Genomic DNA, 15,325 nt, shown 5'->3' on the forward strand with positions numbered 1-15,325 from the left:
TCGCCGTCATCGATCCCCCAACCGGTAGACGCGGGTGGCCGTGCCGCCGAAGACCTGGTCGCGCTCGGCGGCGCTCAGGCCGTCGGTCACCTGCCGGGCCGACTCGACCACCTCGGCGTAGGACGCGGCGAGCAGGCACACCGGCCAGTCGGTGCCGAACATCAACCGGGACGGCCCGAACTCCTCCAGCGCGACGTCGACCCAGGGCCGGAGGTCGTCCACCGTCCAGTGCGGCCCCGCCTCGGTCACCAACCCGGACACCTTCGCGGCCACGTTGCGCAGAGCGGCCAGCTCCGCCAGCCGGGCCGCCCACGGTTCGAGCACGAGGCCCGCGATGTCCGGTTTGGACAGGTGGTCCAGCACGAACACCAGGTCCGGCAACGCCTTCGCCACCGCCACGACCGCGGGCAACTGGTGCGGGCGGGTCAGCACGTCGTAGACGAGTCCGGCGTCGCGCACCGCCCGCAGTCCGGCGACCACGTCGGGACGCGTCAGCCACTCCGGGTCGGGCTCGGGCTCCACCAGGTGCCGGACGCCCACCAGCTTGCCGCCACCGGGTCCGCGCCGCAGCCCGTCCAGCTGGTCGGCGACGTCGGGCGAGGTGAGGTCGACCCATCCCACGACCCCCGAGACCAGGTCGGACTCCCCGGCCAGCGCGAGGAACTCCACCGTCTCCCGGACGTCGGGCAGCACCTGGACCAGGACCGTGGCGTCGATGCCCGCGGCGCCGGTCGCCGCGCGCAGGTCGGCCTCGCCGAAGTCGCGGTGGAGGGGTTCCAGCCCCGCGAGCCACTCCTGCGGCCGGGCGGCGAGGTCCCACAGGTGGTGGTGCGCGTCGATCCGGCGCGCCGCGCTCACGCCTGTCCGATCCGCTGCCGCCGGACGCCCTGGCGGTCGATGCCCGGTCCGTCGAAGTCACCCATGCCAGATCGCTCCGTTCCTCGGCGTCGTCCACCGTGCCGGTGTCATCGGAACCCTCCGCGTCGAGCGGGTGCGCCGCGAAGAGCTGGTGCGGTGACCGCGATCCCACCGGGTCTCGCGCGGCTCCACCCGAACGGCGCGACACCCGACGGGGTCAGCGGTCACCGCACCAGCGCTCCAGGCGGCCCGGCTCCCCCGCCCCGCCCCGGCGCACGAGCCACGCCTCGGTGATGTGGGTCGACATCGCCTCGGCGGCGCCTGCCGGGTCGCGAGCCGCGATCCGCTCGTAGACGCGGCGGTGCCCCCTGTTGGACTCCGCGCAGAGGTCCGGGTCGGTCCTGCCCGTGTAGCGGGCCGTGTTGCCGACCTGGCTCTCCAGCGCGCGCACCACGCCCCTGGCGATGCGGTTGCCGGACGTCCGCATGATCCTGTCGTGGAACGCCCGGTCCTGCTCGCGGTAGGCGAGCGGGTCGTCCACCAGCCGGTCCATCAGGTCCACGAGCGCGCGCAGCGCGTCGACGGTGTCCTGGTCCGCGGTGCGAGCCGCGACCCCGGCCATGTCCGATTCGAGCAGTCGACGGGTGACCACCACGTCGTCCAGGACGCCCAGGGTCTCGTCCTCGGCGACGACGGCCCCGAGCACGACCTCGTCGAGCGTGTTCCACAGCGCCCGCGGGGCGACCACGGTGCCCGCGCCCTGGCGCACCTGGACCATCCCCTTCGCCTGCACCACCTTCACCGCTTCGCGGACGACGGTCCTGCTCACCGAGAACGCCTCGCACAGCGCGGGCTCCGGCGGCAGCGACGTGCCGGAGGGGTGGTCGCCGCGCACGATGCGCGCCACGAGTTCGGCGGTGACCGCCGTGGCCAGGTTCGCGGGACGCCGCGCCCAGTTCGGGGCGACCGGTGGGCTCGCGATCGGGTCGAGGCCTGGCGCCGTCATCGTTCCTCCGGTGTGCCCGAGCCGGTGCGTTCGGGCGTGGCGGCGAGTCTAGCCACCCCGACCCGTTGACGTAATACGTCATACGAATTACGTTCACCGTAGTTCGTCGGGCCGTCTCCGGAGGTGAGCCGCACCGCGCTGGGCAACGTCGGCGTCACATCGCCGCGAGGGCAGCACTCCGAAGGGCTGACATGCGCATCACCGGGTACCGGCTCCTCACCACGGTCCAGGACTGGGGTCGACCGATCGGCGACGCCAACGGCGTGCACGCCGACGGCCGCGTCCGGGTGCCGATCGTCGTCGTCGAGACCGACGCCGGCCTCACCGGCGTCGGTCTCGGACCGCACGTGGAGGTCGAGAGCGTCTTCGCCGCCATCGAGGGCGAGGACCCGCGCTGCGTGACCGCGCTCTACGACCGGATGCTGCGCCGGACGTTCAAGGCGGGCCACGCGGGCCCGGTGTTCGGCACCATCGGCGCGCTGGACACCGCGCTGTGGGACATCAAGGCCCAGGCGGCCGGAGAACCGCTGTGGCGGCTGCTCGGCGGTCGCGACCGCCGGGTGCCCGCCTACGCCTCGGGCCTGGACATCGGGCTGGACGACGAGGAGTTCACCGCGGTCCACCTCGCCTACGCCGACCGGGGCCTGCGGGCGGCGAAGGTCAAGGGAGGCCTCGACGTCGACCGCGACCGCCACCGCCTCGCCCTGGTCCGCGACATCCTCACCGAGGCGGCCCGAGGTACCCGGCCGAGCCTGATGCTCGACGCCAACGAGACCTGGACGCGCAAGCAGGCGGTCCGCCACGTCGCGGAGATCGAGCGGACGCTCGACCTGACCTGGATCGAGGAACCGGTGCGGCGCTGGGACGTGGAGGGCCACGCGGCCACCGGTCGCGGCATCCGCGCCTCGGTCGCCACCGGCGAGAACCTCACCGGCCTCGAACAGCACCGCCCGCTCATCACGGCCGGAGCGGTCGACATCGTCCAGACGGCCGCGGTCTGGGGCGTCACCCACTTCCTCCGGGTCGCCACCCTCGCCCACGCCCACGACCTGCCCGTCAGCCCCGTCGGCAGCACCCCGGTCGGCCTGCTGCACGCCGCCACGTCGGTGCCCAACCACCTGGTCAGCGAACTCCAGGACATCGAGCCCGCGCTGGGCGTCTCGCTCGACCACCACGTCGAGGACGGGGCGTTCGTCCTCGGCGACCGTCCCGGCCTCGGCATCCGCGTCGACGAGGGGACGATCGCCGCGGCGGCCCACCTGCTCCCCCACCCGACGTCCGGCGGGGCGCACATCCGGCCCGAACGCGCGGGGCACCGCCTGCACGCGGCCGACGTCGACCGGGAAGCCGCGGGCGCCGTCCTCGGCGCGTGACCCGGCCGGTCCAGGAGGACGAAGCAGGTCCTCGTCGTCCGGTGGCCGTGCGGGCGAGGACGGTCAGCCCCTCCCCACCCCGTCGACGCACGGATCGCCCGCCGCGCCGCTGAGGAGGTCGGCGACGGTGTGGGCGCGGACCCCGGTGAGCGGGTCGGTGGTGAACCGGCCGACGATGGCCCGGACGTGGTCCTGGGCGGGTGCGGCGAGGCCGTCGTAGACGGCGGCGAACAGGTCGCGGGCGGCGTGGCGCGGCCAGTCCGGCGGGAGCAGCTCCAGGGGCAGCCGCGGGTCGAGGATGGGCAGGCGGCGGTAGGTGTCCATGACCTCGGTGCGGGCGCGGACCGCCTCCACCCCGCTGATCGAGGTCCGGACGTCGGGCAGCAGCGTGCTCCACCGCTGGATGAACGCCTCGTACTGCCGGGCGATGGCCGTGGTGTCCCAGGCGTCCAGCGGATCGCGGCCGGTGGAGGCGCCGAGGTCGACGTGCCGGGCGCGGAAGACGGTCACCGCGCCGAAGGTGAGGTCGGCCAGTTGCGCCTCGGCCTTCGCGGTGAGGTCCTGGGGCGAGACCCACAGGCCGTCGTAGAGCGGCGCGCAGCCGAGCCAGCGCAACCGGCTGCGGAGTTCCCGCCGCCGCGCGACCTCGTCCTGGGGCAGGGAGAACGCGACCAGGGTCCACGTCCGGTCCCACGCGCCGGTGTCGGTGGCGGCGGAGACGATGGCGCGCCCGCCGACGGCCAGGTTGAGGGCCGCGGCCGAGGTGAGCCGGTAGGAGCTGTTGCGCCCGTGCTTGCTGCCCTCCAGCACACCGCGGCGGGACAGGCGGCTGATGGTGGTGCGGGCTCCGGCGTGGCTGACGCCCGCCTCGGCGAGCAGGGCGACGATGGCCGCGGACGGGATCCAGGCGCGGGTGTACAGCGTGAAGTCGGCCAGCAGGGTCACGGCCAGGCCCTGCGGCGAGTTGCCCGACTGCCGCCGCGGGAGCCGAACCGGTCCGGAGTCGTCCGGGAAGATCTCGTCGATGTCGTACGGGCTCGTCACGGCGGCTCCGGCACGGGTCGCGGGCGGGTGCCACGACTGTAATCGGCTCCGAGTGGAGCACGCGCCCGTCGAAATGGTTGATTGACAGTCTTTCGGCCGGCAGGCAGGCTAAGTGTCACACGATGGTCTTCGACTCGACCAGCCGGAGTTCGTGCCTGCCGGGGCACCCCACCCGTGGACCTCCCGTTCGGCCGCACTGGGTTCCCAGGCGGACGTGCGCGGAACGAAGGACAAGCACATGAAGATCAAACTCAGTCTGCTGCTCCTCGCGGTGACCTCGCTGGCCGTCGGCGGTCTCGCCGTCACCGCACCCGCTCCCGCGTCCGCGGCGTCGTTGACCGAGGTCACCAGCTTCGGCGACAACCCCGGCGGGATGCGGATGCACGTCTACGCACCGGATTCCCGACCGGCCAACCCGGCGATCGTGGTGGCCATGCACGGCTGCGGCGGCTCCGGCCCCGGTTTCTACTCCGGCAGCGAGTTCGCCTCGCTGGCCGATCGGCACGGGTTCGTCGTCATCTACCCGAGCGCCCAGCAGGAAGCCGGGTTCGGCAAGTGCTTCGACACCTGGTCCGCCGCCTCGAAGCGCCGCGGCGGCGGCAGCGACCCGGTCTCGATCATCTCGATGGTGACCTACGTCCAGCAGCGCTACGGCGGCGACCCGAACCGGGTCTTCGCCACCGGGTCGTCCTCCGGCGGCATGATGACCAACCACATGCTCGCCGTGTACCCGGACGTCTTCAAGGCCGGGGCGGCGTTCATGGGCGTGCCCTTCGACTGCTTCGCCAACGCCGCCGACTACCCGCCCGGCAGCAGCCGGTGCACCGGTGGCGGGGGCGCGAACCGCACACCCCAGCAGTGGGGCAACTCGGTGCGGCAGGCCAACCCCGGCTACACCGGACCACGCCCGCGCGTGCAGCTGTGGCACGGCACCAACGACACCCTCGTGCCGTACTCGCTGCTCCAGGAAGCGATCGAGCAGTGGACCGACGTGTTCGGCCTGAGCCAGACGCCGACGTCCACCGACACCCCGCAGCCCGGCTGGAACCGGCGCCGCTACGCCAACACCTCCGGCACCACGCAGGTCGAGGCGTACAGCGTCCAGGGCGCCGGGCACAGCCTCCCGTCCACCGGCATGGCGGCGCAGGCCGTCGCCTTCTTCGGTCTCACCGGCTCCGGCGAGCCCACCACCACGACCACCACCACGACGACAACGACCACGACGACCACCACGCAGCCGGGCACCGGTTCGTGCAAGGTCACCAGCAAGGTCAACGCCTGGAACTCCGGCCTGACCGAGAGCATCACCATCGCCAACACCGGCGGCACCGCGATCAACGGCTGGTCGCTGGCGTTCGCCCTGCCCAGCGGGCAGTCCATCACCTCCGGCTGGAACGCGACCTTCTCGCCGACCACCGGGCAGATCACCGCGCGCAACGCCTCCTACAACGCCACGATCCCGGCGGGGGGCTCGGTCGACATCGGCTTCCAGGCGACCCACAACGGAACCACCGCCACGCCCTCCTCCTTCACGCTCAACGGCTCGGCCTGCTCCACGGCCTGATCGGGCGCGGGCCGGGTCTCACCCGAGACCCGGCCCGCGACGACTACCTGATCTGGTCGGCGGTGTAGTAGCCGGAGTCGATCAGGACCTCCTGGTAGTTGGCCTTGTCGACGGTGACCACGGGGAGGGTGAACGCGGGCACGACCTTCTGGCCGTTGTCGTAGTCGGTCGGGTTGTTGATCTCGGGCTTCTCGCCCTTGAGCACGGCGTCGGCCATCTTCGCCGCGACGTCGGCGAGCTGGCGCGTGTCCTTGTAGATGGTGGAGTACTGCTCACCGGACACGATCGACTTCACCGAGGCGACCTCGGCGTCCTGACCGGTCACGATCGGGTAGGGCCGATCACCGCTGCCGTAGCCGTTGCTCCTGAGCGCCGACAGGATGCCGATGGACAGGCCGTCGAACGGCGAGAGCACGCCCTGGACCAGCGCGCCGCCGCCGTAGCTGGAGGTGATGACGTCCTCCATGCGCCGCTGCGCCGTGGCCGGGTCCCAGCGCAGGATCGCGATCGTGGTGAAGTCCTTCTGGCCGCTCTTGACCACCAGCGTGCCGTTGTCGAGGTACGGCTGGAGCACGGACATGGCGCCGTTGAAGAAGAACGTCGCGTTGTTGTCGTCCGGCGACCCCGCGAACAGCTCGACGTTGAACGGCCCCCTGGCGTCGCCGTCCGAGCCGTCGGCCTTCTTCAGCCCCAAGCCGGTCAGCAGGGAAAGGGCTTGCTGGACACCGACCTTGAAGTTGTCGAAGGTGGCGTAGTAGTCGACGTCGGGGCTGTTGAGGATCAGCCGGTCGTAGGAGATCACCGGGATCCCCTTGTCCGCCGCCTGCTGGATCTGCGTGGTGAGCGCCTTGCCGTCGATCGAGGCCACGATGAGCACCTTGGCGCCCTTGGTGATCTGGTTCTCGATCTGGTTGGCCTGCGTCGGGATGTCGTCCTGGGCGTACTGGAGGTCGACCTGGTAGCCCTGCTCCTCCAGCGCCGCCTTGATGTTGTCGCCGTCGTGGATCCACCGCTCGGACGACTTGGTCGGCATGGTCACGCCGACCAGAGACCCGGAACCGGGCCCGGCCTCGACCGTCTGGTCGACCGTCTTGGTCGACGAGCCGCAGGCGCACAGCGCCGCGGTGAGCGCCAGAGCGCCACCCATCGCGGCGGCACGGGTGAACTCCATCGTTCCCTCCAGGGGTTCGGAACGTCCTGTCGTCGGCCTCCAGCACGTGCGCACCGCCGCGGAGCTTTCGAGGAGTCGACCGACGACGTCGCCGACTCGAACCGCGTGCGTGCCAGGGAATCGGTCGTCTTGACGTGACACCGTGGTCCGCACGGGTCGCCACCGCCGATGTTATCGCTAACATCCAGGTCGTCGGAAGGAGTCCGTCTCAACGGCGACCGAACCGGATCGCGCCTCGGGCGACGAGTCGCGCGCGGACCCCCGTGCCCGGTGGTCCGGGGTGGACGCTCCCCCGGAGACGGACCGGCGCTCGCCGGGTGTCCCGGCACCAGGTCGCCCGACAGCGGTTTGCGCCTCCCGTGAGCGGGGAATCCGGGCCTGTCCCGGTCGCGACGAGAGGTGTGGGCCGTGCCGCTGCCCGAGAACGGCGAGTTGCTCGCCGACCGGTACGAACTGGCCGAGGTGATCGGGGCGGGCGGCATGGCCGTGGTGCACCGGGCCTGGGACACCCGGCTGCGGCGACCCGTGGCCGTCAAGCTGTTCACGGCGACCGCCGACCTCGACAACGTCCGCCGGTTCGACAACGAGGTCCGCACCCTGGCGGGCCTGTCCCACCCCGGTCTGGTGTCCGTCTACGACGCAGGCGTGTGGGCGGGGACGTCGTTCGTCGTGCTGCGCCTGGTCGACGGACCCACGCTGCGCAACCGCATGGCCAACGGTCCGCTGCCCGTGGACGAGGTCAGGTCGACGGGGGCCGCCGTGGCCGACGCCCTCGCCCACGTGCACGCCCGCGGTGTGGTCCACCGCGACGTCAAGCCCTCCAACATCCTGCTCGACGACGACGGCACGCCGTACCTCGCCGACTTCGGGCTGGCCCACTCGGTCGGCAGCACGCGGCTCACCCGCACCGGCCTGATCGTCGGCACCGCCGCCTACCTGGCCCCGGAGCAGGTGCGCGGCGCCGAGGTCGACTCCGCCGCCGACGTCTACGCCCTCGGGCTGGTGCTGCTGGAGTGCCTGACCGGCCGGTGCGAGTACACCGGCAGCGACGTCGAGACCATCGTGTCCCGCCTGCACCGGTCCCCGGTGGTCCCGGAGCACCTGCCCGCCGACCTCGTGCGGCTGCTGACGCTGATGACGTCGCGGTCCCCCGACGACCGCCCCACCGCCCGGCACTGCGCGGAAGCCCTCCGCGCCGAACGGCCCACCGCCGTGTCGGCCGTCCCGCCGCTGCCGCGCGGGAGGGCGCTGATCGCGTCCGCCGCGGGTCTGCTGGGAGCCATCGGCGTCGGCTGCGCCCTCGCCTCCGGTCCGACCGCACCAGCGTCCGACTCCCCCGGTGCCGCCGTCGTCCAGCAGGTCCCGTCCACCGTGTCGACGCCTGCGGTGACGGACACCCCGGCACAACTCGTCGCGATCCCCAGCACGCCCCAGCCGACCCACGACGTGGTCGAACCCGCGCAGGCGCCCGCCCAGGCCCCCGCTCAGGCGCCCGTGCGGCAGCAGAGGCCCGAGCAGGCCGCGGGTCCGGGCCCCGGTCAGGGGAACGGACCGGGCAAGGGCGAGAAGCCCGCTCCTCCCGGCGCCGCGCACAAGGGCAAACCCTGACCGGGTCCTCGCCCGCCTACTGGTCGGACACGGCGCGAAGGGCGGGGCCGACACCCTCGCCGACGATCTTCCGCACGTCGGTGCCGGGCAGGTTCGGCCAGTAGGCCCAGTGCGTCACCACCTCGTCGGTCCCCCCGCCGGGCGGGCGGCGGAGCACCCGGTCGGAGTCGACGAAGCAGTTCAGGACGACCTCCCCCGTCTCCTCCACGGGATGGACGTCGCGGAAGTACATCGGGAGCACGATCCAGAACTCCGGACCCGTCACCGGGTCCGCGCCGGGTTCGGCGGGGTAGCGACCGGTGACGGCCGCGACGACGCCCGCGCCGTCGAAGGGCAGTCGCTCGTCCGCCGGGATCCAGTCGATCATCATCTCCACGTGAACCGCGCTCTCTCGTCGGGGGCGTTCGTCAGCGCCAACCGAACCCGATCCGACGGCCCTCCGCATCAGGGATCCCCCTCGGTTCACCCCCGTCTCGTCCGAACGGCGCGCCACGACTGCTCCCTTCGCCGCGGCGGTGACCACAAAACGTTGTTCAGCGCACCGGCGACGAACCTGAACACCCGCTCCGCCGCTTGACTCGGGAACCCCGTGTCGCGTCCACCGTCCTCGGCACGGGTTCCCCGACGACGAGGAGATCCCCGTGGCACGAAGAGCGGTCGCGCTGGTGCTGGCCTCCGCACTGGCGGGGGCGGCGGCCCCCGCGCACGCGGCTCCGGACAGGACCGCACCGGGCACGACGAGCACCGTGCGGGCGAGTGCTCCCAAGACCGTCACGCTCGTCACCGGCGACGAGGTCGTCCTCGACGGCGACCGGCTCGTCTCGGCCACCCCAGGCGCCCACCGGGACGGCATCTCGTTCCAGGTCACCCGGCACGCGGGCCGCGTGCGCGTCGTCCCCTCCGACGTGGCGGGGAAGCTGGCCGGGGGACGGGTGGACCAGCGGCTGTTCGACGTCACCGGGCTGGTCGAGGCCGGGTACGACGACGCGCGGCGCGACACGGTTCCGGTGATCGTCACCGGCGGCGGTCCGCCGTCGGGCGCGGTGGCGGCCGAGGCGCTGCCGACCGTGGACGCGGTGGCGGCCGAGGTGCCGAAGGCGACCGGGTGGCGGGAGCTGCCCGAGGGCACCGGCAAGGTGTGGCTGGACGGGGTCGCCCGCCCGCTGCTGGACCGCAGCACCGCCCAGGTCGGCGCTCCGGCGGCGTGGGCGGCGGGGCTGACGGGCGCGGGCGCGACGGTCGGGGTGGTCGACACCGGCGTGCAGGGAGATCACCCCGACCTGGTCGGGCGCGAGGTCGCCGAGCGCGACTTCACCCACGAGCAGGACGGGGTCGACCACTACGGCCACGGCACGCACGTCGCGGCCACGATCGCGAGCCACCGCGCGCCCTACCGGGGCGTCGCTCCGGACGCCCGGCTGCTCGACGCCAAGGTCTGCGACGCCGAGGGGTCGTGCCCGGAGTCGGTCATCATCGAGGGGATGCGGTGGGCCGCGGAGCAGGGCGCGGACGTGGTCAACGTCAGCCTCGGCCTGACCCCCACCGACGACGTCGACCCGGTCGAGGCGGCCGTGGACGCCCTGTCGGCGAGCCACGGCACGCTGTTCGTCGTCTCGGCGGGCAACTCGGGGCGAGGGGGCGCGGGCACCGTGATGTCCCCCGGCACCGCAGGCTCGGCGCTCACGGTCGGCGCGGTGGACCGCGACGACTCGCTCGCCGAGTTCTCCAGCCGTGGCCCGAGGGTGCCGGACGGCGCGGTCAAACCCGACATCACCGCGCCGGGTGTGGACGTCGTCGCGGCCAGGGCGAGCACCGGCTGGATACCCGGCCTGCCCGCCGACCAGGAGCACACCAGCCTGTCCGGCACGTCGATGTCCTCCCCGCACGTCGCGGGCGCCGCGGCGCTGCTGGCGCAGCGGCACCCGGACTGGAACGGCGCGCGGCTCAAGTCGGCGCTGACCGCCTCCGCGCGGCCGAACCGGGGCCTGGGCGTCTTCGAGCAGGGCTCCGGCAGGCTGGACGTCGCCGCCGCCCTGTCCACGACGATCACCAGCGAACCGGCGTCGGTCGCCCTCGGCCTCCAGGAGTGGCCTCACGACGACGACGTGCCCGTGGTGGCACCCCTGCTCTACCGCAACGACAGCGCCCAACCGGCCGCGCTGGACCTGTCGGTTCGGACGCGTGGTCCGGACGGCGCGGAACACCCGGTGTTCTCGGTGTCCCCGGCCAGGATCACCGTCCCTGCGGGCGGCACGGCCGAGGTCGCCGTGACCGGTGACGCGCGGCGGGGACCCGTGGACGGCGTGTACTCGGGGTCGGTGGTGGCCACCACGGGCGGCGCGGAGGTGCTGCGGACACCGGTCGGGATGAACCGCGAGGTGGAGAGCTACCCCGTCACCTTCGACTTCCCCGGCGCGCCCGGCGGTGGAACGTCCACGGTCGTGACGAACGTGGCCACCGGCGCGTCCACCTACCTGCGGGCCGGCTCCGCGCGGCTGCCGGGGGGCGACTACCTGGCGCAGGTGCTGCTGGGCCCGCAGGAGGGCCCGCACACCATCATCACCAGACCGGACCTGCGGGTGGCCGGACCGACGCACGTGGTCCTGGACGCGCGCTCGGCGGGGCCGCTGGAGGTGGTCGCGCCCGATCCGGCCGCGGTGGCCGGTCCGCACCGCCTGGTGGTCGCGCGCAGGCTCGGCGGGAGCAGCACGGACCTGACCGTCGTGTACCCCGGCCGCTTCCCTGGGGGAACGCGGGTCGGCCACGCCGGACCACCGCTGCCCGCAGGCGAACTGGACGTGTTCGTGACCGCGGAGCTCACCGGTCCGTCCGCGTCCTACGTCCTGGGGTGGACCGAGCAGGGCCGGGTGCCCGACGGGTTCGTGCGCAGGCCGCGCGGATCGGACCTGGCGGAGGTGCGCACCACGATCGCCCTGGAACCGCGGGGGCAGCAGCAGACCGTCATGGACGTCCTGGTGTCCCGGTCCGGGGCGCTCGGTCCCGTCCTCCTGACGGACGTGCCCCCCACCCGCACCGTGACGAGGTACGCGACACCGGGCACCGCCTGGCTCCCGTTGTTCTCCGGAGGAGGGACGTTCATGGTCGGGAAGCAGGAGCGGTACCGCGCGGGCCGGACCCACGAACGCTCCTTCGGCGCGCCCGTCGTCGGACCGGTGATGTACAACGACGGCTCCCCCAGCCTGACCCGCACCGGCGACGAGGTCGAGGTGTCGCTGTCGCCGTTCGGCGACCGCGAGGGCAACCAGGGCTACTCCCCCGTCACCTCCGCGCGGACGGCCCTGTACCGCGACGGGGTGCTGGTGGGTGAGAACGACAGCGCCGGGTTCGGGGTGTTCACCGTTCCACCGGGACCGGGTGTGCTCCGGGCACGCGCCGAGGCGACGCGGTCGACGGAGGTCTCGGACCTCAGCACGCACGTCGCGGTGGACTGGACGTTCCGCTCGACCACGACACCCGGTGAACGGCGGCTGCCGATGTCGGTGGTGCGGTTCACGCCGGTGCTGGACCGCACGGGCGGCGCACCGGCGAACCGTCCGCTGAGCGTGCCGCTCGTGGTGGACCAGCAGCCGGGCGTGGACAACCCGCCGTTGCACGACTTCCGCGTCGAGGTCTCCCACGACGACGGGGCGAGCTGGACGAGCGTCCCGGTCCTGGGGCGCACGGCGCTGGTGGGCAACCGGGCGGGCGCGGGGACGTTCGTCTCGCTGCGGGTGCGCGCGTCCGACGACCGGGGCGGCGAACTGGACCAGACCGTGATCCGGGCGTACCGGCTCGGCTGACGGCCCGCGAAGGGCGCCGGGCGGGGCGAAGGGGCTCCGCCCGGCGCCATGACGGGGACAGCGGTCGCCACGGCCACAACGGTCGCCACGGCCACAACGGTCATCACGGGCACAGCGGTCGTCGCGGCACGCCGGGGAAGTGCGCCTCCCAGTCGACGGCGGCCGGGTCGGCGCACACCTCGCGGATCACCGGGTCGACCTCCACCGCGAGCCGCCACAGCGCCCCGCCGCGCGTGGCCACCAGCAGCAGCTCACCGCTGCCGGGCTCGTGCCGCGCGTAGGCGAACTCCGCTCCCGGCACCCGCAGCGACAGCGGTTCCCGGCCGCCGTCGAGGTCCCACAGCCGCACCGAGTCGCGGTGCACGGCGGTGACGGTCCCGCCGTCGCGGGAGAACTCGACCACCGCCTGCTCCGGAACCCCGTCCGCCTCCACGAGGGTCCTGGGCCCGTCCGCGAGGTCGAGAACGGTGACGTGCCCGCTGTCGCGGTCGGACACGGCGAGCCTGCCCCCTGGCCCGGCTACCACGGCGAGCCGGGCCTCGCGGCTGAGGACCGGGGTCGTCCGCCCGTCCAGGGAACGCACCTCCACCTCGCGGCGGTCGCCGTCGCGGCGCACGACGACCACGCCGGTGCCGTCCTCCAACGGCACGGCGCTCTCCACGCCGCCACCCGGCAGGCGGACCCTGGTGGTGTCGCCGGGCCGCCAGCGCACCGCCGCGCCGTCCTCGACGGCGGCCATGAGGGTGCCCGCCCCGTCGACGCCCAGGGGCAGCGGCCAGCCCGTCATGGTGGCGGTCCGGCGCGGCGCGTCGGGGTCGCCGAGGTCCCAGACCTCGAACTCGTCGGCGCCGATCATCGTGAGCGCGGTGCGCCCGTCGGAGCTGAGCAGGTACAGGTACCCGTCGCGCGGCACCTCGATCCGGCCCGCCCGCCGCCGGTCCGCCCCCTCCCCGACCCAGAGGCGGTAGAAGGCCACCCTCGTGTACTCGGCGTCGGTCTCGTTGGTCACGGCGACCCTGTCGGGCACCCGCGTGTAGCCGTCGCCCAGGGTGGTCGCGGTCCCCGCCGCGCGGGCGAGCAGGAGCGCGTCGCGGGCGCGGGTGGTGGGTGCCACGCGGTACGCGGCCAGCGCGAGCGCGGCGGCCTCACGCGGGCGGGTCAGCTGTCCCAGCGCGGTGTCGGCGGCGCGCGACGACAACGCCTGGTTGCGCTCACGGGTGGCGGCGCGCTGGGCGGTGACCGCGTAGGTGGCGGTGACCGCGAGCAGCAGGACGAGCACGGCGAGGCAGGCGACGAGTCGCCGCAACCCGCGCACGCCCCGCCTGCGCAGCGCCTCCCGGTCGCGCTCGGCGGCCACGCCCGCGTCGACGAACTCGCGCTCGGCCGCGTTGAGCCGGGGTGCCAGGCGGCGCGCCTGGTCGAGGTGGACGCCCCGGTACAGGACGTCGGGATCGCGGTCGTGGGCCCGCCAGGCGTCGGCGGCGCCGGTCAGCACGCGGTGGGCGCGCAGGGCTTCGCGGTCCTCGTCGAGCCAGCCCGCCAGCCTGGGCCACGCCCGCAGCAGCGCCTCGTGGGTCAACTCGACGGTGTCGCGGTCGAGGGTCACCAACCGGGCCGCCGCGAGGCGGTCCAGGAGGGCGTCGTCCGCGTCGAGTTCGGCGCGGACGACGCGGCGACGGGTGTCCTCGGTGCCGTCACCGGGGGCGACCAGCCGCTGGAACACCTGCCGTGCCGCCTGCCTCTCCTGCTCGGACAACGCGTGGTAGACGTCGTCGGCGGTGCGCGCCAGGGCGTGCTCGACACCGCCCGCGTCCTCGTAGGCCGCGAGCGTCAGCACCGCGCCGCGCCGCCGCCGCCACGTCTCCACCAGCACGTGCGAGGCCAGCGGCAGCGCGCCCGGCCCGCCCGCGACGTCGGCGACCAGGCGTGCCACCAACGAGTTCTCCAGGGAGACCCCCCGCAGGGCGGCGGGTTCGACGACCGCGCGGCGGACCTGTTCGGCGCTCATCGGACCGACGAGCACCTGCGAGCGGTGCAGCGCCTCGACCAGCTCGGGGTGGCGCGCGCAGTGGCCGCAGAAGTCGGCGCGCACCCCGATGACGACGCGGGCGGCCCCGGCGCCGTGGGTCAGCGCCCGCACCAGCCACCGCCGGTCGGCCTCCCCGCAGAGCGTGAACACCTCCTCGAACTGGTCGACCACCAGCAGCGGACCGTCCCCGCTCTGCCGCAGCAGCACACGCAGGTGCTCGGGATCGGCGGCGAGTTCGGCGCGCACGTCGACCGCCGACCGACGACCCGCGAGCGCCACCGCCAGCTCGGTGATCGGGTCCGGACCGGGCGTGATCACCACGTGCTCGCCCCACCGCGCGGCCAGGCCCGCCCTCAGCAGGGACGACTTGCCCGCACCGGACGCGCCGAACAGCCCGACGAACGGTCGTTCGCGCACCAGCGCGAGCACCCTGCCCACGTCCGCCTCACGACCGAAGAAGCGTTCGGCGTCACCGACCTGGTAGGCAGCCAACCCCACGTAGGGGGCGTCCCCGTGGTCCGGCTCCTCGACCGCCAGTTCCCGCCACCGGGCCGTCCACCGCTCGACGTCTCCCCCGCACGCGCGGACGAACGCCCGCGTCACCGCCAGACTGGGAAGCCTGCGTCCGGCCACGGCCTCCGACAGCGCGGCGGGCGAGTAGTTGGCCAGACGCCCCAACTCCCGGTAGGACGGCAGCCCCGCGCCCCGCCGCAGCCGCCGCAGGTCCTCGGCGAACCGCAGGACCGGCGTGTCCTCCCCGACCAGCGGACGTTCCAGACGTGGCACCGCTCCTCCCTCCTCCACCTCGATCCTCCCGGAGGGGGATCACGCACGACGGCCGCCGTGCGGACCAGTCGAGCGCGGCACACGGC

General features: G+C 73.8%; 10 protein-coding genes. 4 read left to right on the plus strand and 6 right to left on the minus strand.

The window, feature by feature from the left end; genetic code table 11:
• Positions 1 to 6: 6 nt before the first annotated feature.
• Both AC156L_RS06405 and AC156L_RS06410 read right to left on the minus strand, forming a co-directional pair.
• Positions 7 to 858 (minus strand): amidohydrolase family protein, encoded by an 852-nt coding sequence (locus tag AC156L_RS06405; protein WP_330876346.1) that lies wholly within the window; start codon positions 856 to 858, stop codon positions 7 to 9.
• A 217-nt stretch (positions 859 to 1,075) separates the two neighbouring features.
• Positions 1,076 to 1,864 (minus strand): FadR/GntR family transcriptional regulator, encoded by a 789-nt coding sequence (locus AC156L_RS06410; RefSeq protein ID WP_330876347.1) that lies wholly within the window; start codon positions 1,862 to 1,864, stop codon positions 1,076 to 1,078.
• Positions 1,865 to 2,055: 191 nt separating this feature from the next.
• Between AC156L_RS06410 and AC156L_RS06415 the strand changes: the two genes are divergently transcribed.
• Positions 2,056 to 3,237, plus strand: a complete 1,182-nt coding sequence (locus AC156L_RS06415; protein ID WP_330876348.1) for a mandelate racemase/muconate lactonizing enzyme family protein — start codon at positions 2,056 to 2,058, stop codon at positions 3,235 to 3,237.
• Between the two features lie 63 nt (positions 3,238 to 3,300).
• Here the strand turns inward: AC156L_RS06415 and AC156L_RS06420 are convergent, their stop codons facing one another.
• Positions 3,301 to 4,281, minus strand: coding sequence for a PaaX family transcriptional regulator (locus tag AC156L_RS06420; protein WP_330876349.1), 981 nt, complete (start codon positions 4,279 to 4,281; stop codon positions 3,301 to 3,303).
• A gap of 238 nt (positions 4,282 to 4,519) precedes the next feature.
• On the opposite strand from AC156L_RS06420, the gene AC156L_RS06425 reads away from it, so the two are divergent.
• Positions 4,520 to 5,845, plus strand: coding sequence for an extracellular catalytic domain type 1 short-chain-length polyhydroxyalkanoate depolymerase (locus AC156L_RS06425; RefSeq protein WP_330876350.1), 1,326 nt, complete (start codon positions 4,520 to 4,522; stop codon positions 5,843 to 5,845).
• A gap of 43 nt (positions 5,846 to 5,888) precedes the next feature.
• Here AC156L_RS06425 and chvE read toward each other — a convergent pair whose 3' ends face one another.
• Positions 5,889 to 7,016: a multiple monosaccharide ABC transporter substrate-binding protein gene (chvE, locus tag AC156L_RS06430; RefSeq protein ID WP_484406676.1), complete on the minus strand. Its 1,128-nt coding sequence runs from the start codon at positions 7,014 to 7,016 to the stop codon at positions 5,889 to 5,891.
• A gap of 408 nt (positions 7,017 to 7,424) precedes the next feature.
• Between chvE and AC156L_RS06435 the strand changes: the two genes are divergently transcribed.
• Entirely contained in the window at positions 7,425 to 8,624 is a 1,200-nt protein-coding gene (locus AC156L_RS06435) for a serine/threonine-protein kinase (RefSeq protein WP_330876352.1), read from the plus strand.
• 16 nt (positions 8,625 to 8,640) lie between these two features.
• On the opposite strand, the gene AC156L_RS06440 is transcribed toward AC156L_RS06435, so the two are convergent.
• A complete protein-coding gene (locus AC156L_RS06440; protein ID WP_330876353.1) occupies positions 8,641 to 8,991 on the minus strand; it encodes an AQJ64_40280 family protein in 351 nt (116 codons plus the stop codon).
• A 274-nt stretch (positions 8,992 to 9,265) separates the two neighbouring features.
• On the opposite strand from AC156L_RS06440, the gene AC156L_RS06445 reads away from it, so the two are divergent.
• Positions 9,266 to 12,424: a S8 family peptidase gene (locus AC156L_RS06445; RefSeq protein ID WP_330876354.1), complete on the plus strand. Its 3,159-nt coding sequence runs from the start codon at positions 9,266 to 9,268 to the stop codon at positions 12,422 to 12,424.
• Between the two features lie 103 nt (positions 12,425 to 12,527).
• On the opposite strand, the gene AC156L_RS06450 is transcribed toward AC156L_RS06445, so the two are convergent.
• Entirely contained in the window at positions 12,528 to 15,239 is a 2,712-nt protein-coding gene (locus AC156L_RS06450) for an nSTAND1 domain-containing NTPase (protein WP_330876355.1), read from the minus strand.
• Between the last annotated feature and the right edge of the window lie 86 nt (positions 15,240 to 15,325).

Source organism: Umezawaea sp. (genome assembly GCF_057122925.1).

Excerpts from the sequence above, each read along its gene's own strand:
- AC156L_RS06410 (WP_330876347.1), bottom strand. The coding sequence starts at position 1,864 with ATGACGGCGCCAGGCCTCGACCCGATCGCGAGCCCACCGGTCGCCCCG.
- AC156L_RS06415 (WP_330876348.1), top strand. The coding sequence starts at position 2,056 with ATGCGCATCACCGGGTACCGGCTCCTCACCACGGTCCAGGACTGGGGT.
- AC156L_RS06425 (WP_330876350.1), top strand. The coding sequence starts at position 4,520 with ATGAAGATCAAACTCAGTCTGCTGCTCCTCGCGGTGACCTCGCTGGCC.
- chvE (WP_484406676.1), bottom strand. The coding sequence starts at position 7,016 with ATGGAGTTCACCCGTGCCGCCGCGATGGGTGGCGCTCTGGCGCTCACC.
- AC156L_RS06440 (WP_330876353.1), bottom strand. The coding sequence starts at position 8,991 with ATGATCGACTGGATCCCGGCGGACGAGCGACTGCCCTTCGACGGCGCG.